Source organism: Altibacter sp. (assembly GCF_019913785.1).
Taxonomy (GTDB): domain Bacteria; phylum Bacteroidota; class Bacteroidia; order Flavobacteriales; family Flavobacteriaceae; genus Altibacter.
Genome location: NZ_JAIOHK010000055.1, coordinates 115,044 through 136,784, shown reverse-complemented (window position 1 = coordinate 136,784; position 21,741 = coordinate 115,044). Strand labels below are relative to the sequence as shown.

Sequence of the window (21,741 nt, the reverse complement as noted above, 5' to 3'; positions counted from 1 at the left end):
TAGTCAGATGGAGTTTTTGTTTTGGAATGGAAGTTGTAATACCCTTTCAAAACCAATACCCAAATCTATGAAAAGATTACTATTAGTGTTCTTATTATGCAGCAGCTTCACCGTTTCGGCTCAGGAAAAGGCGTATGGTGATGGAGAATGGTTTAAGTTCAGGGTACATTATGGGTTTGTTACAGCAGGCTACGCGACACTCGAGGTAAATAACGCTATGTTGAACGGCAAGGAGGTGCATCATATTAAAGGCGAAGGAAAAACCATCGGAGTTTCAAGATGGTTCTTTAAAGTAGAAGATTACTATCAATCGTATGTAGACAAACAAAAAGACATTCCGTATCGCTTTATCCGAAAAATTGACGAAGGAGGGCATACCAAAGATATTCAGATTGACTTTAACCATACTACCAATAAGGCACTGGTCTATAATAAAAAGCACAATGAAAAGGATCTGGTTTCTTTTCCAAAAGATGCACAAGACATGGTATCTTCATTCTACTATTTACGCAACAATTTAGATGTAAAAAATATAGAAGAAGGGGAAACCATTGATATGGATATGTTTTTTGATAAGGAAAACTATAAATTTAGACTCAAATTTTTAGGCAGGGAAACCCTCAATACAAGTTTTGGAAAAGTTCCCTGTTTGATTTTTCGCCCCTATGTACAGGCTGGAAGAGTCTTTAAAGAAAAAGAAAGCCTTACGGTATGGGTAAGTGACGACGATAACAAAATACCCATACTTATAAAGGCAGATTTAGCAGTTGGCTCCCTAAAGGCAACCCTAATTCAATTTAAAGGGTTGAAACATTCTTTTAAAATTATTGCAGATTAATATGGAAATAACACCCAACACCAAAAAACTTTTAGAGCAATTAGAAAAAAAGTATGCTGCCATAGGGCAGGATATGGAGACTCACCTTGAGGGGTTACTGTACGGCGAACCAATGACCTATTGGGACTACATTCAGACAGATGCCCTACTAAACTTACAGGTACAACGTACCACCTTACCCGATGAGATGGTCTTTATTATGTACCATCAGGTGAACGAACTATTGTTTAAGATGATCCTCTGGGAAATTAGTCAGGTTTCGCATACGGCAGATATTACTGTCGAATTTTTTTCAACCAAATTAATGCGAATTAGCCGCTATTTCGATATGCTCACCTCTTCGTTTACCATTATGGGTGATGGAATGGAAGTAGCACAATATATGAAATTTAGAACCACATTAACGCCGGCAAGTGGTTTCCAAAGTGCGCAATATCGAAAAATTGAATTTGCGTCTACAGACCTTATAAATTTAATCGATGCCCGATTTAGAGATACCATAGATCGAAATACACCATACGAACACGCCTTGGAGCATTTGTATTGGCAAGCTGCAGGGAAGGATTATGAAACGGGTAAAAAATCATACTTACTTACTGCATTTGAAGAAAAATATAAAAATGAATTTATAGCCTTCACAGAAGAATATAATACTATAAATTTGTACGCCAAATTTAAGCAATTGCCCGAATCGATTAAGCAAGACCCTAAGCTTCGTGATGCCATGCGTCATTATGATTTTACGGTAAACATAACCTGGGTGATGGCACATTACAATGCAGCCAACAAGTACTTAAAAATTAATGACGAGGCAGTGGAGGCAACCGGTGGTAGCGAATGGACCAAATATATGCACCCGAAATACCAAAGAAGAATATTTTTCCCCGAAGTATGGACTGCACAAGAATTGAAAGACTGGGGAACCAATGTTTAGAGAATAAATAATTAAGTAAAATTGAAGAAACTAAAGTACCTACTCCCCCTATTTTTAGCCTGTGTTGCATGCGATACTCAAAAAGACGATGTTATTGAAGAAATCGTCGAAGAAATCCCCCTCTTGGTAGAATATGGTTATACGTTAAACGATTTTAACGTAATCCGAGATACCATCCGAACCGGAGATACATTTGGAGCTATTCTTGACGCAAATGGAGTTCCACAAGACAAAATATTTGAAGTGGCCAATAAGTTTAAGGACAGCTTTGATGTTCGAAAAATTGTGGTTGGTAAGCCCTATGTTTTACTGAATTCCAAGGATACCACCAATACCACTCAGGTGTTTATCTATGAAAAGAATAAGGTAGATTTTGCCGTAGTTGATTTTAGAGATAGCCTAAATTGTTATAACGACAAAAAACCTGTCCGTTTTATTGAACGGGAGGCTTCTGGAATTATAACCAGTTCACTTTCACAAACAATGGCAGAAGAGAATTTAAGTCCGTATATGACAGACCGCCTAGCGAATATATATGCCTGGACAGTAAATTTTTTCCACCTGCAACCGGGGGATCGCTTTAAAGTGATCTATACCGAGAAATATATCAACGATACGATACCTGCTGGGATTGAAGAGATAAAAGCAACTTTTTTTGAACATAAGGGAAAAGCACTGTACGCCTTCAATTATAAAAATGATAGTGCAAATGTTGTGTCTGATTTTTACGACGAAAAGGCCGATAATTTGCGTAGAGCCTTCCTAAAGTCTCCTATACAATTTAATTTCAGAATCTCATCCCGCTATAATTTGAACAGGCGCATTAAATATTATGGCTACAAATTGAGACCTCATCGAGGCACCGATTTTGCGGCTCCATTGGGAACCCCTATTTTGGCAACAGCAGATGGTACGGTAACCAAATCGGAACGCAGGGGAGGTAACGGGAACTACGTAAAAATTAAACATAATGGCAGTTATGAAACCCAATATTTGCACATGAAAAGTCGCAAAGTGAATGTGGGACAATACGTACAACAAGGAGATGTTATTGGCTGGATTGGGATGACAGGAAATACGGGTGGCCCACATGTTTGCTATCGTTTTTGGAAGAACGGGAAGGAAGTTGACCCGTTCAAAGAAGATCTTCCGTTTTCCAAACCACTACCTGTTGAGTATCACGAAGATTTTTATGCGTTTATGCCCCCATTAAAGGACCAATTGGATTGTATTGCATTTTAATGAATAAAATGTTAAAATGTTGATAAGATTGTTTATTAATTAAACGGCTGTTTCCTAATACCTTACATAATTCACAGTAATTTTAGCCACTAAGAGGAGTTATTATTTTCTTAACCTCAGGTGTGCTGTAAAAGTATTTTTTAAATTACTTTTGCGCCAAATTTATTTAACTAAAACTAACACATATGAAAAAACTTTTACTTTTCATTTTACTATTGGGCAGTTTTACTGCTTTTTCTCAAGGAACTGTAACAGGAACCTTAATGGACAGCGATTCGGGAGACACACTTCCTAGCGCTAACGTCATAGAAACAGGAACCATGAATGGTACTGTTGCCGATATGGACGGAAATTTTACATTGAATGTAGCTAAAAACCAGGGAACTGTTACAGTTTCTTATGTTGGGTATACATCTAAAAAAGTAAGTTACACCTTAGTTAACGGGACAGCAAATTTAGGATCTATCAGCTTAGATTTAGATTCGGATGCCCTTAGCGAAGTGGTTATTATTGGTAGCGGTGTTATTGACCTCGCGGGAGGAAGAAAAACGCCAGTTGCTGTAACAACTATTTCTGCGGAAGAAATTCAAAGAAGAGGTGTGGGTAACGTAGAAGTTTCTGAAATCATTAAAAACTCTCCGTCTATTCATGTTTCCGGAGAAAGTGGATTTGGGGATTCTCAAATGTATTTACGAGGTTTTGAACAAAATAACATCGGAATTTTGTTAAACGGACAACCCGTAAACGGAATGGAAGATGGGTTGGTATATTGGTCCAACTGGGCAGGTGTTGCAGATGTGGCAAGCGCTGTTCAGGTTCAGAGAGGACTTGGAGCTTCTAAACTGGCAATTTCGTCAGTTGGGGGTACTGTAAATATTGTAATGAAGGCGGCCGATAGACAAGCTGGTGGATTTGCACGTTTCTTAGGTGGTAACGATAGTTACGCCAAAGGAACCGTAGCCTATAACACTGGACTAAACGATAGTGGATGGGCATTTTCAGTGATGGTAGATTACTGGCAAGCACATAGAAAATGGTCTAAAGGAACCTATGGTGAAGGACAAACCTATTATTTTGCTGCCGGATATAAGCCTAATGATACACACGCATTCAATTTCATAGTTACTGGAGCGCCACAATTGCATGGTCAAAAATGGTCGCAATCAAAAGAACGTATCGCTGCAGACCCAAAATTTAATGAGCATTGGGGATATACTTCTGATGGCATTGTTTCTGAAAGACAAAACTACTACCACAAACCGGTAATTAACTTAAACTGGGATTGGACTATGAGTGATAAGACTGACCTATCTACAGTGGCGTATGCTTCTTGGGGTCGTGGTGGAGGAACCGGCAATTTAGGTTCTAGTTCGGCTAGAAAAAGAACCGAAGATCCCGATGGTGATGGGCCCCTAATTGGTCAAATAGATTGGGATGCTATTGCTGAAAACAATGCCATGGTTGGTGTTGGTGGAGATTTTGGTGGTGAATTTGGCTCAGGATATGCTCGAAGAGCATCGGTAAACAATCACAATTGGTTTGGTCTTGTAACCAATTTAGGACATGAGTTTTCCGATAATTTCTCTGTGAATGTTGGAGCCGATCTTCGTTTTTATAGAGGAGATCACTTTAGACAAGTTACAGACTTATTCGGCTTATCCGGCTGGGATGACAACGGAACTGATGAGGCTGGATTGTTAATCACAGCAGAATACGACCCAAAACCATGGGCGGCACTTTTCAATTTTGCGGACGAAGGAGAAAGAGTTGGTTACGATTATTCGGAAAACATTAACTATCAAGGAGTTTTTGGACAAATGGAATATGCAACAGACGTATTTTCAGCCTTTGTTCAGGGAGCATTCTCTAATCAGTCCTATCAAAGAGACGGCCGATTTATAGAAGATACTGACGGATTAGGAAAATCTGACAAACTAAGCAAGACAGGATACAATGTAAAAGGGGGTGTTTCCTATACCATTGCTGAAGACCACAAGATCTTTGCCAATGCAGGTTTCTATTCAAGACAACCTTATTTAGATAATATTTTCGTAAATATCAGAAATTCAAACGAAATAGTTCAAAATCCCGAAGTAGACAATGAGGAGATCACTTCATTTGAGGCAGGGTATCATTATAAGTCTGGTAGATTGAAAGCTAACTTCAATGCCTACGTGACCGATTGGGATAATAGAACTATAGCTGATTCTGGAGTTGATGACATGGGTACTATAGACGAAGAAGACGATATCGAAATAAATATTATCCAAAGAGGAATTAGACAATTCCACACAGGTGCCGAGCTGGATATTTATTTTAGAGCAGCAGATTGGTTGACCTTAACCGGGTATATGTCTGGTGGACGCTGGATTTACAAAGGAGAATCAAATGTATTCATCTATGATGATGCTGACGGATCACTTCTTTCAGAAACTGAAGGTGTTGACCGTGATGGTGTAAAAGTATCTACTGCGCCACAACTTACGTTGGGACTTGGAGGTATTGTAAAAATTGTAAAAGGACTTAGTGTTGATGCAAGTATTAAGCACCAAGAACGTCATTATGAATTTACAGACGTAAATACAACTGCTAGTGGTTATATGCCAACTAGATTGAGCCCTTATGCTATTACAGATGCCGGTATTACATACAATTTCAACCTTGGAAGTAACGATCTTACTTTTAGAGGAAATGTATTTAATGTATTTGATTTTGTTAGACTAGCAAATAGCGATGCGTTTGGATATTATACAACCAACGGTAGAACCTTTAACGGATCGATTAAATATTCTTTTTAATCATTAGTTAATCTTTAACCTCACACATTTAAGAGGCTGCTAGTATTAGCAGCCTCTTTTTTATGCTAATTATTCCTACCTTTGGGGAACTTAAAACCAACGACTATGTATACAACAATTCAATTTATTCACTCTTGGTGGGCCTACCTGGTATTATTCGTGGTCGTAATTGCTACGATCAATGCAGTAGCCGGACTCGTTACCGGAAAAGAATACGGTCCTAAAGATTTTAGACTGGCACTTTTTGCGCTTATTGTAACACATCTACAGTTTTTAATAGGACTAATTTTATTTTTTGTTTCTCCCTTCGGACTTGAAAATATATCCAATGTGGGTATGGGAGAGATCATGAAAAATTCTGAATTTCGATTATATGCTGTTGAACACCCGCTGATCATGTTATTTGTGGTGGTACTAATCACCGTTGGTTATTCAAAGCATAAAAAGAAACTGGTGTCTAAACCCAAATTTAAAAGCCTTACCATCTTTTATACTCTGGCATTAATTTTAATGCTGTCTAGAATCCCTTGGCAACAGTGGTTTGATTAAAATGAATTTATAAATGAGGCTGTCTATAGTGTATTAAAACTCTAAAGACAGCCCCTTTATATTTTATGGACTGTTCGCATTTTTAATTAAATATATGTAAACCGGGAAATGATCACTAAAACCACCTGTAAATCCACCATCGGTAAAGCTTCGGAAGGGATAGCCGGCGTAAGGTCCTGTTGAGGCAATTAGATAGGCTTGGTTGTATATTCCCGCCTTATAAAACTGATAGGTTGTATAGTCTTTTTTCAGAAATGCTTCCGAAACAATGATCTGGTCAAATAAATTCCAATTGTCACGCCAGGCCAACGTGCCCAAACCCAATTTATACATTTCTTCCATAGGATTGTACAATCCCTTTAATGGTACCTTGTTTTGTTTTCTTTCGGTTTTTAAAACTTTTTTTACACTTGGACTTATGGGATCATCATTTAAATCTCCCATGGTAATTATTTTTGCATAAGGGTTATCACTAAAAAGGGAATCGATGATCCGCCTGTTCAAGGTGGCGGCTTTGATTCGCTTGGGCCTGCTTCTTGCCTCTCCTCCTGAGCGGGAAGGCCAATGATTTACAATTATATGTATTTGCTCCCCATCTAGCATACCGCTTACCACTAGCTGGTCTCTGGTATATATACGTTTTGAAGTATCGTTATCATCGTATATAAGTAATGGAATAACCTTATAGTGCGTAGGTGTAAAGTTCTTTTTCTGATACAATAAGGCTACGTCGATGCCCCGCCTATCGGGAGAATCAAAATGCACTATGCCGTAATTGTAATTTATCAGGGGTTCCTGATTCAGCAGCTCTTCAAGCACCGTTCGATTTTCTATTTCACAAACCCCAAAAATGACCGGGGCAGTCCCCGTTACGTCCCGACCTATTTCAGCTATTACGCGAGCCATGTTCTTTAATTTTGCATGGTAGTTCTCCGCGGTCCAGTGATCTTTTCCTGTGGGCGTTCGGTCATTGTCAAATGTGATGGGATCATCTAGATGGTCAAATAGATTTTCTAGATTATAAAATGCAATCGTGTGTATTTTATATACCTCCTTCTGCTGTCCATAGCAAATGGTGTTTTCAATACTAAGGAAAGCAAGAAAATAGAGGAGCACTCTCATATTGAAATGTTAATAGTTATTTCTTTCAAAAGTAACAGAGTTTACATCCTGAATAAGGCTATTAAATTGAGATGTTCACGTAATTCAAGAATTACTAGCCCTCTTTTTTGGCTGGGAACTCCAATATATTTAGAACCCTAAATCAGAACAAAAAAATCACAGACATCAGTAAAATGAATAGGTTGAGCGCTTTCGAAGAACTTGAAACTTTATAGCATATAAATTTTTCGGAATAAATACAAACCCTACTAGCATATTCTGTAGTGGGATTATTCAGCCAAAACACCTAATTTTCGGTTCTCTCCGGTTTTATTCAATTTTAGTTCACACCACAAATGAAACCGATTCTTTCAGTTTTATGCCTCGTCCTATATTTCTCGGGAATAGGATTTGCTCAAGAAGGCGTTGTAAAAGGCCGGGTGGTAGATATGAATTCGGGAGTGGGCATTTCCAATGTCGAAATTGCAATCGAGGCAAGTAATTTTTCCATATATACCGATAGTAAAGGATACTTTTTATTTTCAAGAGCCGATTTGCCACAGGGCGAGCAGGTGCTTCTCGTAAAGGCCTTAGGTTATCAAAAACAGCGCGTTCAAATAACGATCCAAAATGGTAAACCAATCAATCTAGATCCGTTGATACTCGAGTTAGACGTATCCCAAATCGAATCGGAGATAGGATTGATTAGTCTGAGTGATGCCGAGTTGAATGAAGAAGAAGGTATTTCGGTGGCTACCTCCGGAATATTACAAGCTACAAAGGATGTATTTCTAAATGCGGCCGCCTACGATTTTAGCGGGGCTTTTTTTCGTCCAAGAGGATTGGATAACCAATACGAGAAAGTTCTAATCAATGGTATTGAAATGAATAAACTGTATACTGGTCGGCCACAATGGGCCAATTGGGGCGGGTTGAATGATGTTCAGCGTATTCAAGACCATTCCTTTGGCTTGGCGTCCAACGCCTATACATTTGGAGGCCTTAGAGGGACAACCAATATAATAATGCGCGCATCTCAATATAAGCAAGGCGGGCGGGTATCTGCCGCGAGCGCTAACAGAAGTTATCTGGGACGCGTAATGGGATCCTATCATAGTGGATTATCGCTGAAAGGCTGGTCGTATTCGGTTTTGGCATCCAGAAGATTTGGCAACGAGGGGTATCAAGAAGGGACTTTGTACGATGCAAATTCATACTTTGCTTCCGTAGAAAAAAAACTCAATGAGAAGCACAGCCTAAACATTACCGGGTTTTATACACCAAACCGTAGAGGACGTGCTACAGCCATGACCAAGGAAGTAAAAGACATAAAAGGCATTAGATACAATCCAAATTGGGGGTATTACGAAGGGGAGAAACGAAATAGTCGTATTCGTTCGGTAAATGAACCCGTTGTCATGCTCAATCATTTCTGGAAAATCAAGCAAAATACCACCTTAAACACTAACCTGGGGTATCAATTTGGAAAGGCAGCTAGCAGCCGTTTGGATTATGGTGGAACACGACTGCTTTCAGTTGGGGAGCAGGAAATATATGTTGGCGGCGCCCGAAATCCCTATGGAGATTATTACCAGAGATTGCCCAGTTATTTTCTTCGCAACGAGCATTCGTCTGCCTACGATTATCAACTCGCCTATCTAGCGGAACAGGAATTTATAAATAACGGTCAGTTGAATTGGAACGCGCTGTACCAAGCCAATGAGCGTTTAAAAGCCCAGGGGGGGAATTCAATTTATATAATACAGGAAGATCGAACCGATGATACCCAAATTAGTCTCAATACTATTTTTAACAGCCGTATATCGGAAAAGGGATTTCTCAATGCAGGAATAGAATTCCGAAGCCTACATAGCGATTACTTTGCTGAAGTCAAAGACTTATTGGGAGGTACAGGTTTTCTGGATGTTGATTATTTTGCTGAAGGCGATTCAAACGAAGTGATTGTTGACGTAGCCCAAAGCGATTTGCAAAACAGGAATAGGATCGTAATGGAGGGCGACCGTTATAAGTACAATTACCGCTTAAATGCGAGCCTCCTCTCCGCTTTTACTCAAAGCTCCTTTACCCTTCGGAAAATAGATTTCTTTATAGGTGCAACTGCTTCGCAGACCCAATATCAAAGAATAGGGCGGTTTGAAAATGGTTATTTCCCGGAAGCGTGGTCGTTGGGTCCTGGTGAAAAATTGAGCTTTACCGATTTCGGTTTCAAAGGAGGATTGACCTATAAACTTACAGGACGCCATTTGTTGGATATAAATGCAGGATTTGTTACAAAAGCCCCTTCCCTGAGAAATGCCTTCAGCAATCCCAGACAGAACAATGATGTGGTACTTGGTTTGGAAAGTGAAAAAAGTAAGCTGGTAGCAGCGAGTTATATATTTCGTTCGCCCCTGTTAAGCGGACGACTGACGGGCTATTATACAGGGATTTCGGATCAAACAGATATAGGGTTCTTTTTTACTGAATCGGCCAGAGGGAAGGACGGTGGCAGTGCTTTTTTGCAGGAAATAATTACAGGTATGAGCAGCCGAAGGATGGGGGGTGAGTTGGGAGTTGAAGCACAGCTAACTCCTACATTCAAGCTAAAGGCGGCTGCTTCGGTGGGACAACATCTCTATACCAATAACCCACGGTATTATCTCACTTCCGAAGATTTTTTAGGAGCTGAAAATATTGCAGGAATCGAAAATAACAGGTTAACCCTAGGCAAGGGAACGACCAACTTAAAGTATTACCATGTTCCCAGTGGGCCCGAACGAGCCTATCAAATTGGGTTCGAATATCGCTCACCGGAGTTTTGGTGGGTAGGCGTTACCGGAAATTATTTTTCAAATTCATATATAGATATAAGTGCCTTGAGACGATCCGATGGTTTTTCAACCGATTCTTTTGGGCAAGCCTTTAATGATTACGATGAGCGTATTGCCCGAAACTTGCTACAGCAAGAACAGTTAGATGCCTTTGTACTACTAAATGTGGTAGGTGGAAAATCGTGGAAGGTAAAGCAATATTATATTGGTTTCTTTGCGGCCATTCAGAATGCATTGAATCAAGAATACATCACCGGGGGATTCGAAAATTCAAGATACGCAGATTATAGAAGGGTTCTGGAGGATAGAAATAGAGATCGCCCGCTTTTTGGGAATCGTTATTTCTTCGGAAATGGTACCACCTACTATGTAAATCTTTATATCCGATTCTAATTAAAAACTTTGATCATGAAGACAATACATTTTTCTGAAATTTTTATCACGGTACTGGTCGTATTCTCAATATTTTCATGTGTCGCCGATGATGCCTATGATATTCCGTCACAAGACGAAATGGGAATTGATATTAACCCCGCACATATTATTTCTATACAAACACTTAGGACGCTGCTGCTTCAGGAAATAAATACTAACGGAGTTGAAATCCTCTCTTTTGAAGATACCCCTGATAACGATCTATATATTGAAGGGTTTGTTATTTCCAATGACGAAGCAGGGAACTTTTTTGAAGAATTGATTCTGCAAAACGATTCGATACAACCAAACGCTGGTGTGAAGTTGTTGGCCGATGTCAATCCGTTGTTTACCACCTATGAGGTTGGGCGAAGAGTATTCGTTAAACTGAATGGATTGTCTGTGGGCTACGATAGCGGGGTGTTAGCCTTGGGGTTTCGCAACCGAAACAATGTTTCGAAAATTGCCGAATCGCAATTATTTCACTTTCTGAAAAGAGATTCAGTAGTGGCGTCTATTATCCCCTTAGAGTTGGAAATACACGAATTAAACGCAGCGCATACCAATTTATACATTCGCCTGGCCGATGTACAATTTCACAGAAGCGAGGTGCTAGGAGAACACCCTAAAACATTTGCAGCCGAACCCCTTGATGTATTTGATGGAGAACGCGTTTTGGAAAGTTGTACCGAAAGCGCCTCCGTAATTTTTAGCACCTCCACTTTTGCCGATTTCAAATCGCTCCTGCTTCCGTCTGGTCGAGGCACTTTGGATGGAATTTTAACCTATAATTTCTTTGGTGACGAATTGAATGTTGTGGTCAATGATCCAACCGGGATTGTTTTTGAGTCGAATGACCGCTGTGATCCACAAGAGATCAGCTGCGGAATTGTAAATGCTACAGGGAATACCGTTCTTTTTAGTGAATTCTTTGAAGCACAAACTATCGGTGAAGCCATTAATGGAAATGGTTGGACCAATTATATAGAAGCAGGTACTGAAACCTGGGAAGCTTTTTTTGACGATGGCACCAATGCATCGTTGGGAATTTCTGCGCGAATGGGATCCTTTGGATCAGGCGATGACAGCTCTATAGGTTGGCTAATCACCCCACAATTAAATTTTGATATACAGGAGGGAGAAACTCTGACCTTCAAAACTTCGAATAGCTTTAGCGATGCTAGTATTTTGGAGGTAGTATTTTCAAACGATTGGGATGGGAATCCGGAGCACATTGCCCTTTCAAGTTGGAGCCAGCTGTCGGATGCCTATGTGGTCCACGATGATGATTTTTTTGGCGATTGGTTTCCTTCGGGGTTTGTTGATCTCTCATGTCTTTCCGGGACCGGATATATCGCTTGGAGATATACAGGTAGTGGCGACGCAGCGAATGATGGCACTTATGAGTTGGATGAGATAGAAATTCGTTCAGATTAATAAAAAAGAAAAACCCCTCACTAGAATGTGAAGGGTTTTTTATTGGTAGTAGTTAAAATGACCTATCGTTCAATAATAATGAATTCGGATCGTCTGTTCTTTTGGTGCTGTGCTTCGGTACATGCATTACCACAGTCTACAGCCGGCTTACTTTCACCAAATCCTTTACCGCTAATACGGCTGGCATCTATTCCTTTAGAGATCACATATTGCACGGTAGATTGTGCGCGCCGTTCCGAAAGATCCAAATTGTATTGGTCACTGGAGCGATTGTCCGTATGACTTTCCACATTGATCTTCATATTCGGGTATTTCTGCATAATGGCCACCAATTTGTCCAATTCGAAAGCCGCTTGTGGCTTAATATTGTGTTTATTCAAATCGAATAAGATTGGATTAAGCACCACTCTATCATCGGAAATGATTTCTTCTATTGGGCGCATTTCTAACAAGCTGGATACTTTCGTATCATTGGCAGATGCGACAGTGACTGCATTGCTTTCGTACCCTGGGGCCACACCTTGAATCACGTGTTCCTTATCGCATTCAGCCATAAAATCGGCTTTTCCGTCAGCTCCCGTAGTTTTGGTGCTTAACTTATTCTCAAAGGTATCGTAAAGATCCACCCGTGCTCCGCTAATTGGTTTATCGGTATACTCATCCATCACCTGAATCGTAATGGCCACGTCACAGAATTCCAATTCTTTTATGGCATAGATATCGTCACTTCCCTTTCCTCCGGAACGGTTGGAAGAAACAAATCCGGTCATGGTAGTCGGATTAAATTTGAAGGCGAAATCATCTTCAGGACTGTTTACTCCTTTGCCTAGATTTCTAGGTTTTTCAAACCCGTTGCCGGCTGCTTCGGCGGCAAAAACATCCAGACCTCCAATTCCCATATGTCCGTCGCTCGAAAAGTAGAGGGTTCCGTTGCTATCCACAAAGGGGAAAACTTCTCTTCCTTCCGTATTAATACTATCATCCAGTCTTACAGGGGTCCCAAGACTTCCGTCTTTATTTACGGCAACTTTGTAGATATCGCTCATCCCTTTTCCACCGGGCATATCACTTACAAAATACAGGGTATTTCCATCCGGACTTAGTGCTGGATGTCCAGTAGAGTATTCATTACTGTTAAACGCCACAGACTGAACATCCCTCCAGTTACCGTCAATATTTTCGGCATAGTAGAGGTTGATTTGGTTTACTCCTTCACTACTTTTATCGTAATCCCCTCTGAAATAATCGTTACGATCAAAATACATCCGTTTGCCATCTGCTGAAATCGCCACATTACCTTCATGGTATTTGGTATTTACTTCCCCGGGAAGGAGATCGGCATTCTTAATGGTACCACCTACATCGCTTGCTTTGTAAATGTCCAAATACGGTTCTTCATTCCAACCGTATTTCTTCCGACTTGTATTTCTGGCCGAAGAAAAGTAAAAGTCCTTACCTATCATCGTACCACCAAATTCGGAATACTCGGTATTGATCTCCTCCATATTCTTCGCTTCGTATTTGGCTCTTTCCTCCATGATAGTAGGAACATAGTTGGGATTCTTCATAAACGCTATGGCGCGAGAATCGCCGGGGTTCATCTCGGCAAACTGCTTCATATAGGTGTTATAGTCACTAAACTTCCCATTAGCCTTAAGCGATTGCGAATAATTGTACACCGTTTCCGGGTTTACTTTTCGCCCTTTTATCACACGCTTATAAAAAGTTTCGGCCTGTTTGGTATCATTTATATAGTAGTAACTATTGGCCAGCCGTTCGAAGACATACCGACTTCCTTTACCCTTTTTCAATAGTTTTTGATAGGCATCGGCAGCATCGGTATATAACAGCCTATCGTAAAGCTGATCCGCCTTTTTGGTATCTTTATTTTGAGCGGTAGCAATTGCCGTGCTTACCACTACTAGTAGAAGAAATGTATATATTTTTTTCATTTTTAATGAAATTAGATTAGGTGGTTAGAAGTATCTGGGCGAACGCAATGCACGCTTCGCAAAGCCAAGATCGAAGGTTAAAATAACTTCGTGTGAGGCATCGCTCACTACGTTGATGTCTGAAACAACTCGGTCATAGGCATACCCAATACGAATGTTAGGCGTTACCTGAAACCCTACAAGTCCGCTAAAGGAATCATCCAAACGATAGGATGCGCCAATTTCAAATTTTTCATAAAATAGTGCATTCAAGTTTCCGTCGATGGAGAGCGGAGCGTCGAAGGCCGACTTCACCATTACCGACGGCTTTAATTTCATATTTTCTGAAACATCAAAGACATAACCAGCTGTCGCAAAATAGTGATTGGTCTCACTTCCATATTTTATCCCGTTTTCATCCAGATGCACCGAATTTAAAAAGTTAGGCACCGAAAGTCCGATATAAAACTTATCTCCATAAAAGAAGGCCCCGGCTCCCACATTGGGATAGGTATTATTAATATCCTGTGAAAAGAAGGGATCGTTGGGGTCTTGTAACTCCAAATCGATAAGTCCAACATCGTGGAAGGTAGCTCCTGCTTTTAAACCAAATGCTAATTTTAAGCTCTCACTTACCTGTAAGGTATAAGAGAAATCGGCATATACATTGGTTTCACTAACGGGACCAAGTTCATCTTTAATAGCGGAAAGTCCCAAGCCTATTTTGTCGCTTATAGGAGAATGCGCCGAAAAGGTGATTGTCTCGGGAGCTCCGTCGAAGCCGGACCATTGTTTACGATATAATGCGGTAATTGAAAGCACTTCTTTATTACCCGCATACGCCGGGTTCACCACATTCATATTGTACATATATTGTGTATACTGTGGGTCCTGTTGTGCCGAGGCGAAATCGACACACAATAGGCTAACCACAAGTACGATTAGTGATAATTTTTTCATTATGATTGGTTGTTTATATTAGTCTGTTTTTTGTAAATCCATGAATTTCATTGGATCTCGATTAATTTGCGTCTCTATTCAAATAGATCCATCCGGTTTTAACCGAACCAAATTCGGTATCCGAATTTTCAAATTTCATCACATAGAAATAGGTTCCTGTGGGCAATTCGGCGGCATCGTTATCCTGCCCGCACCAGCCATTCACATAGTTGTTCTGCGAGAACACCGAAGTACCATATCTATTGAATACTTCTATGGAGAACGAACCACTTCGGTCTGCGACAAATTCGAGATCTAAACAATCGTTCATACCATCAGCGTTCGGCGAAAGCCCTTCCGAAATAACACATTGTCCTACATCGTATAAACGCACATCGATCGAATCTTCTCCGGTACAGTCACCTACAGAGATGATCACTGTAAATGTTTGTGTCCCTATGGTACCCGGGTCAAATGTAATATCGATGCTGGTTCCGGTTTCATTTGGAAGTACCTCTCCGTTTAGAAGCCACTGATAGACAACATCCGTTTCGTCGGTTGCCGCTACAATGGTTTGTAGTTCGTTAGCACAGGTTCTAAAATCATCACCCAATACAACAACAAGATCATCTCTTCCGGAAACCACTACAGAATCTTCAGCAACACAAACTCCAATAGTCACTACCACACTGTAGGTGCCTCCTTCTGTAACAACCAGTGTTGGATTTGTTTCTGAAGGCAATACTGTTCCGTTTAAGCTCCATTGATAAGTAGCCGAAGCCGGGTCGTAATTTGAAGGACTTGCATCCAGAATTAATATTTCATCGAAGCAGGTCTCGATATCATCTCCCAACGAAATAAGGATGTCATTTCCCGGAAGCACATCGATACTATCATTGGCTTCACAGAAACCAACCGTAACTACCACGCTGTAGGTGCCGGGCGTTGAAACGATAAGTGTTGGATTTGTTTCAGAAGGAAGTACTGTTCCGTTTAAACTCCACTTGTAGGTGGCCAAGGCCGGGTCATAATTTGAAGGAGAAGCATCCAGTAGGATAATCTCATCGAAACAAGTTTCAATATTGTTTCCTAATTCTATGGCCGGAGTGTTCTCCAATTCAATTTGAACACTTTGATTTACAACACAATCTTCAATATCGACTTCAACACTATAAACGTCAGATTGTGATACAATTATGGAAGGCGTTGTTTCACCGGTACTCCATAAGTACGTAGCATTGGTTGGATCTGCGCCCTCAATGACTGCAGTTATTTCATAGGTTGCTACATCACATAATTGTTGGTCTCCGCCAAGATCAACTGAATAAGTGGCTACGGCGGTAACAATTACCTCATCCTCTAAAACAACGGTATCCCCATTACAAGCGTTGGTATAGGTTACGCGCGCTGTATACGCCTCACTTCCATCAGGGCATACATTTACAGTAGGCGTTGTTCCTATGACGGTTCCACTAGCATCCAACCATTCAAAAACATAGGTCTCATTACCCGCTGGAGTGAAACGCCAGGCTTCATTGTTGGTAGTCCAAGGTGAATCTGAAGTATTTCTTCCAGGTGGTACATAAGCGATATTACCATCATCATTCTGAATTCCAATTACTGCATTCCCGTCATTCCAAGATGGGCAAGATGGCTTATCTTGTATATATACCTCGATCACATTCGAAAATTCATAAAAAACAACCATCTGTGTTGCCAACAGGGCATTGCAAGTACCAGAGAACATAGGTACTTCGAAATAGGCCACTACTAGTACACGATTTGGATAGGTTCCAAGGACTTCGTAACCAATTTCTTCGGAATTCGAAGCCGAAGGATCTATATCATGACCAGGTGTAAAAACGTTGGCCTCGGCCAGCGTTGGGTTTGAATTGTTGGGTAGGTTTTCGCTAAAGGACCACCCATTCGTGGTATCTCCAGGATCAACATCGAAACGTATTACACCGTTGGAACCCACTTGAAATTCTTGCTCTAAATTTTCAAAATAACAAAAATCAAAAGGCAGGGTGTCAACTCCAGACCAAGCATCATCGATATTCGGATTTAGCGGATTTGCCAAACCACTAAATGGAAATGGAGGGTTATATGGAATCGATTCGACCACATAGATGGAACTGGCAGTTTCGAAAGTCGTTAAGAAATCGGCGGTTATATCGGTACATCCGTTATTTCCATCACAATCTATGGTGACATCCGGACCAGCATCTACGAAAAGAGAACCGGGTCCTTGTGCGTGTGCCGAAAATGAGGCTGTGGCTAAAAAAATGATAGCGAACAGCATTCCTTTCTTACTTCTAAAAAATAACCGTGAGACACGTATTTTAGGAAGAAAATTAGGTGGGAATATATTGTTCATAATAATAAAATTGGTGGTTATATATTACTAAATTATATAAAAAACTAAGGTATCAAATAATTGAAAGATTTATTAGTTATAACGCAAGAAATTTCCGATTAAAACCCTGTTAAATTTAATTCGCTGTTCGATGTATTGTAAAAGTTCCAAAGACGGGGAAATGATCGCTAAAACCGCCCAGATACTTTCGGCCCATATAGGTCCTAAAAGGAATTCCTTTATTCCGTCCACGATATGCAACAAGTGCCTTAGGATTAAAAATGTGTGCGTCTTCAAACCGCAAGGAATTTCCGTATTGTTGTAAAAAGGAATGCGACAATAAGATTTGATCGAAGAGGTTCCAGGAGCCTCTGTAATTTGTACTTCCCGCATACTTGGTTAATAAAAGTTCCATGGGATTATACAATGTAGCCGCCGTCAATTCCTTGATGCTTTCACTCTGTGGATCATCGTTGAAATCGCCCATTACCAAAATTTTTGCTAACGGATCGATTGCCATAATCTCATCAACAATTTCTTTGTTTCTACGAGCTGCAGCAATTCGTTTATAGGCTGTTTCTTCGGCACCTGCCCTTCGGGAGGGCCAATGATTTACCAGCAGGTGCACGAGTTCTCCCTCCAATTGCCCCTTTACATAAAGAATGTCTCGGGTGTAATCCCGTATGCCAAATTCATTGTTTAGAAACAGCGTAAAAACTTCCTGATGAAGTACATTAAAATACTCTTTTCGATACAGTAAAGCGGTGTCTATGCCGCGTTCATCAGGTGAATCGAAATGCACAATATCATAGGCTTTATTTTTTAAGAATTTTGAATTTACGAGTGCTTCGAGCACATTCCGGTTCTCCACTTCGGCAACACCAATAATTACAGGAGGATGACCAATTTCCGTAAAACCAATATTAGATATGACCTTAGCAAGCTTTTTTATTTTTTTCTGAAAACGCTTTTCATTCCATTGTTTGTCTGAAGTAGGTGTAAAGTCATCGTCCAATGTTTCGGTATTATCGATGGTATCGAACAAATTTTCAAGATTATAAAAAGCAATGTTGTACGTATTTGTATTTTCTGAAGCCTGTTGCATCCCAACTATGTTAATTGGATGTAAAATACAAAAATCCCTTTCAATGTGTTTCGTACATTTGTGAAAGAATTAAAGGCTATGCTTGAGAAAACAGATCTTGAATACGAAAAAACCATTCTTATTGGATTGATCACCCAGCAGCAGAACGAAGAAAAGGCAAAAGAATATCTGGATGAGTTGGAGTTTTTGGCGTATACAGCCGGAGGTGAAGTACTTAAACGGTTTGTTCAGAAAATGGATCCACCCAATCCAAAAACATTTATTGGTACAGGGAAAATGGAGGAAGTGCGTGTCTTTGTTGAAGAAAACGAAATTGGCGTAGCTATTTTCGATGATGAACTTTCTCCTGCACAGCAAAAGAATATAGAAAAAATTCTTCGCTGTAAAATAATAGATCGCACGAATTTAATTTTAGACATTTTTGCCCAACGTGCCACCACAAGTTATGCGCGGACTCAGGTGGAATTGGCGCAATACGAATATTTATTGCCTCGACTGGCGGGAATGTGGACCCACCTTGAGAGACAACGTGGAGGTATTGGAATGCGAGGACCCGGAGAAACCGAAATTGAAACCGACAGACGAATCGTTCGAGATCGGATTGCCTTGTTAAAAAAGAAAATTACCACGATCGATAAGCAAATGGCGGTGCAGCGTGGAAATAGAGGCTCTTTGGTTCGGGTGGCCCTAGTTGGATATACCAATGTGGGAAAATCTACACTCATGAATGTGATAAGCAAGAGTGAGGTCTTTGCCGAAAATAAATTGTTTGCAACACTCGATACTACGGTGCGCAAAGTGGTAATTGGGAATTTGCCGTTTTTATTGACCGATACCGTTGGATTTATCCGAAAGTTGCCCACGCAATTGGTGGAAAGTTTTAAAAGTACGCTGGATGAGGTTCGGGAAGCCGATCTTTTACTTCATGTGGTGGATATTTCACATCCTTCATTTGAAGATCATATTGCTTCGGTGAATACTATTTTAGACGAAATAGATAGTGCCGATAAGCCAATGGTGATGGTCTTTAATAAAATTGACGCCTATGAGGCTGAATCAATTGAGGCTGACGATCTTACAACTGAAAGAACGAAGGCGCATTATACCTTGGAAGAATGGAAACGCACCTGGATGCATTCGGCCGATGGTGATGCAATTTTTATTTCGGCATTAGAAAAGGAGAATTTGGAGGAATTCAGGAAGTTGGTGTATGAAAAAGTTAAGGAGATTCATATAAGTAGGTTTCCGTACAATCACTTTCTGTACGACGAATATACAGAATAAAAAGCCGTCCCTAGGGACGGCTTTTCTGTAGCAAAGACCTTTCGAAAACTAACTAACCAAAGATATAAAACATCGATAGGTCCCTTTACAGCTACTTCGTAATACTTTTTTTATTTTTAGAAACCATAGGTCACTCCAATTCCCAATGCTTCTCTTATTTGAAATCCTTGTACTGCATTATCATCATAGATTGCTTGGAGGGTGGCATTGGCTGTAATAAACTTATTTACAGACATGATTAAATTAAGCGTGTAGTCGATATCTACATTTTGCGGGTCTTCCAAGTAATTTGAATACAAATTTAGTACATTTTCCATCGTCACATTCTTCATTAAGCTTATTTTAGCATATGCCGAAATAGAGGCTCCAAATTCAAAACGAGTGCTCTCGTTTGCTTCTACTCCAAAATAGCCGCCTGCGTCATTAAAAGCATCAATCACAGCTTGATTTGTCCCAACATCTGTGAAGTCACTACTCACAATAATTAGTTTTGCCGTTGCCGGTGAAATATTTACTTTGAGGTTGTCACTTTTTTTCCAAAGTAATCCGGGACCTGTCTGAATATATCCGGGAGAAAGCAACTTAGTCGCTTCCGTACGAACTTCATTACCATTGGTATCTTCACTGTACACATATCCTGAAGTTAGCTGTGTTTTGAAATTAAGAAAATACGAGTAATACCAATTACTTTCTTTTATCTGTTTACCAACAAGGGAGTTAAACTCCAAACGATCGTTGGTTTTACGTGTGAACTCTTGATCTTTTTGCTTTGTAATGCCGTAGTCGGCTACAATGCGATTGTCCCAAACTAACTTTCCTTGACGATAATTAAAGTCATAAGCAAGTCCTAAGTTAGCAGCATAATTGGAGGTACCACCTCCTGTCCACTCTTCGTTAAAGGCAGCTTGGCTAAAAAGAAGGGAAAGATTTCCAACCTTTGACCAGCCATCTTTTGGGGCTTCTTTTTCTTCCGTTTCTTGAGCAAAAATGCCTAATGGAACAATAATAAATAAGACTAAGAAAAATAGGTGCTTCATTGGTTTGATTTTTTAAAAAGGCAAATTTAAAGCTTCTTTTTAGATTCTGAAAATTTTAGACAAAAAGGTGCTTGCGTAGGGGTATTTTCTTTTCAAATAATGACTTATTTCTTCTTATACAATGGAACTGAAGAACAGGCCTCCCCATACAATATACTTTTTGCAATCGGTTGAAGCCGTTGCGCCAATAGCACATAGGCTGTGGATGGGATGGTTTTATGGGAGCAGCCTTTGATTATAACAGGTTTATCCCTGTACAATTCCAGAGGGAGCTCATGAATGATTTCAGAAAACAATACGGTCTCAAGTTCTTCCAGTGAACCTACAGTAACCTTTTTGGCATAGGGGGTGAGATGAACCGTGAGCAGTAGATAAGCCCATCCCGGAATAATAGCTTCAGTGCTGCAATGTAGGGCTACAAATGTATCGGTATATTGCGACCAATCATGGGCACTCACAAATGCTCTAAAGTCCTTTTCCTTTAATACGACCCCTTCATATAACCATTTCGAAATATCAAAAGATATCCGTTCGCCTTTTGGATAAAAATCCTCGAGATCGAAGGTTATAAGTTTACTGTTGGCAACTCTATTTACAATCTCTTTTTCCATCACAGCATGCCCAATTCCAATTTGGCTTCTTCGCTCATTAGGTCTTGGGTCCAAGGAGGATCGAAAGTGATTTCCACTTCGGCATCCTTGACCAGCTTGATGGACCTCACCTTATCTTCAACCTCGGCAGGTAATGACTCGGCTACTGGGCAATTGGGCGTCGTTAGTGTCATTAATACTTTCACCTCGAAGTCGTCATTTACCATTACATCGTAAATTAGTCCTAGTTCGTAGATATCTACGGGGATTTCCGGATCGTAAATGGTCTTTAGCACCTTGACGATCTTTTCGCCTAATTCGGTTGTGTCTATTTCAGTTGTTGTTGACATTGTTA

General features: G+C 40.2%; 16 protein-coding genes. 8 read left to right on the top strand and 8 right to left on the bottom strand.

The features are described from left to right. The first annotated feature begins 67 nt into the window (after positions 1-67). The 5 genes from K8F54_RS08815 to K8F54_RS08795 all read left to right on the top strand — a co-directional run bounded on the left by K8F54_RS08815 (position 68) and on the right by K8F54_RS08795 (position 6,361). Complete coding sequence (locus tag K8F54_RS08815) at positions 68-838, top strand: DUF3108 domain-containing protein (RefSeq protein ID WP_290789674.1); 771 nt, start codon at positions 68-70, stop codon at positions 836-838. Between the two features lies 1 nt (position 839). Further along, positions 840-1,772: a tryptophan 2,3-dioxygenase family protein gene (locus tag K8F54_RS08810; RefSeq protein WP_290789671.1), complete on the top strand. Its 933-nt coding sequence runs from the start codon at positions 840-842 to the stop codon at positions 1,770-1,772. Between the two features lie 21 nt (positions 1,773-1,793). Next, a complete protein-coding gene (locus K8F54_RS08805; protein WP_290789668.1) occupies positions 1,794-3,014 on the top strand; it encodes a peptidoglycan DD-metalloendopeptidase family protein in 1,221 nt (406 codons plus the stop codon). 185 nt (positions 3,015-3,199) lie between these two features. Continuing rightward, positions 3,200-5,812 carry a TonB-dependent receptor gene (locus tag K8F54_RS08800; protein WP_290789665.1) on the top strand — a complete coding sequence of 871 codons (2,613 nt, stop codon included), beginning with the start codon at positions 3,200-3,202 and terminating at the stop codon, positions 5,810-5,812. A 105-nt stretch (positions 5,813-5,917) separates the two neighbouring features. Further along, positions 5,918-6,361: a hypothetical protein gene (locus tag K8F54_RS08795; RefSeq protein ID WP_290789662.1), complete on the top strand. Its 444-nt coding sequence runs from the start codon at positions 5,918-5,920 to the stop codon at positions 6,359-6,361. A 63-nt stretch (positions 6,362-6,424) separates the two neighbouring features. Here K8F54_RS08795 and K8F54_RS08790 read toward each other — a convergent pair whose 3' ends face one another. Then, positions 6,425-7,483 carry an endonuclease/exonuclease/phosphatase family protein gene (locus K8F54_RS08790; protein WP_290789659.1) on the bottom strand — a complete coding sequence of 353 codons (1,059 nt, stop codon included), beginning with the start codon at positions 7,481-7,483 and terminating at the stop codon, positions 6,425-6,427. Positions 7,484-7,818: 335 nt separating this feature from the next. Between K8F54_RS08790 and K8F54_RS08785 the strand changes: the two genes are divergently transcribed. Beyond that, on the top strand, positions 7,819-10,686 hold the full coding sequence (locus K8F54_RS08785) for a carboxypeptidase-like regulatory domain-containing protein (protein ID WP_290789656.1): 2,868 nt from the start codon (positions 7,819-7,821) through the stop codon (positions 10,684-10,686). A 15-nt stretch (positions 10,687-10,701) separates the two neighbouring features. After that, positions 10,702-12,144, top strand: coding sequence for a DUF5689 domain-containing protein (locus K8F54_RS08780; protein WP_290789654.1), 1,443 nt, complete (start codon positions 10,702-10,704; stop codon positions 12,142-12,144). A 62-nt stretch (positions 12,145-12,206) separates the two neighbouring features. Here K8F54_RS08780 and K8F54_RS08775 read toward each other — a convergent pair whose 3' ends face one another. The 4 genes from K8F54_RS08775 to K8F54_RS08760 form a co-directional block, all read right to left on the bottom strand. Next, on the bottom strand, positions 12,207-14,096 hold the full coding sequence (locus K8F54_RS08775) for an OmpA family protein (protein ID WP_290789651.1): 1,890 nt from the start codon (positions 14,094-14,096) through the stop codon (positions 12,207-12,209). A gap of 24 nt (positions 14,097-14,120) precedes the next feature. Next, complete coding sequence (locus tag K8F54_RS08770) at positions 14,121-15,035, bottom strand: type IX secretion system membrane protein PorP/SprF (protein WP_290789648.1); 915 nt, start codon at positions 15,033-15,035, stop codon at positions 14,121-14,123. Positions 15,036-15,096: 61 nt separating this feature from the next. Then, positions 15,097-17,391 (bottom strand): gliding motility-associated C-terminal domain-containing protein, encoded by a 2,295-nt coding sequence (locus K8F54_RS08765; protein ID WP_290789645.1) that lies wholly within the window; start codon positions 17,389-17,391, stop codon positions 15,097-15,099. Between the two features lie 115 nt (positions 17,392-17,506). Next, positions 17,507-18,475 carry an endonuclease/exonuclease/phosphatase family protein gene (locus K8F54_RS08760; RefSeq protein WP_290789642.1) on the bottom strand — a complete coding sequence of 323 codons (969 nt, stop codon included), beginning with the start codon at positions 18,473-18,475 and terminating at the stop codon, positions 17,507-17,509. Between the two features lie 78 nt (positions 18,476-18,553). Between K8F54_RS08760 and hflX the strand changes: the two genes are divergently transcribed. After that, positions 18,554-19,759, top strand: coding sequence for a GTPase HflX (gene hflX / locus K8F54_RS08755; RefSeq protein WP_290789639.1), 1,206 nt, complete (start codon positions 18,554-18,556; stop codon positions 19,757-19,759). Positions 19,760-19,875: 116 nt separating this feature from the next. Here hflX and K8F54_RS08750 read toward each other — a convergent pair whose 3' ends face one another. From K8F54_RS08750 to K8F54_RS08740, 3 genes are all read right to left on the bottom strand, one after another. Next, entirely contained in the window at positions 19,876-20,796 is a 921-nt protein-coding gene (locus K8F54_RS08750) for a DUF3078 domain-containing protein (RefSeq protein WP_290789636.1), read from the bottom strand. A 104-nt stretch (positions 20,797-20,900) separates the two neighbouring features. Next, the gene (locus K8F54_RS08745; RefSeq protein ID WP_290789999.1) at positions 20,901-21,407 is read right to left on the bottom strand and encodes a DUF2480 family protein; all 507 of its coding nucleotides are present in this window, start codon (positions 21,405-21,407) and stop codon (positions 20,901-20,903) included. Further along, on the bottom strand, positions 21,407-21,736 hold the full coding sequence (locus K8F54_RS08740) for an SUF system Fe-S cluster assembly protein (RefSeq protein WP_290789633.1): 330 nt from the start codon (positions 21,734-21,736) through the stop codon (positions 21,407-21,409). Before K8F54_RS08740 ends, K8F54_RS08745 begins: the two co-directional genes overlap by 1 nt. Between the last annotated feature and the right edge of the window lie 5 nt (positions 21,737-21,741).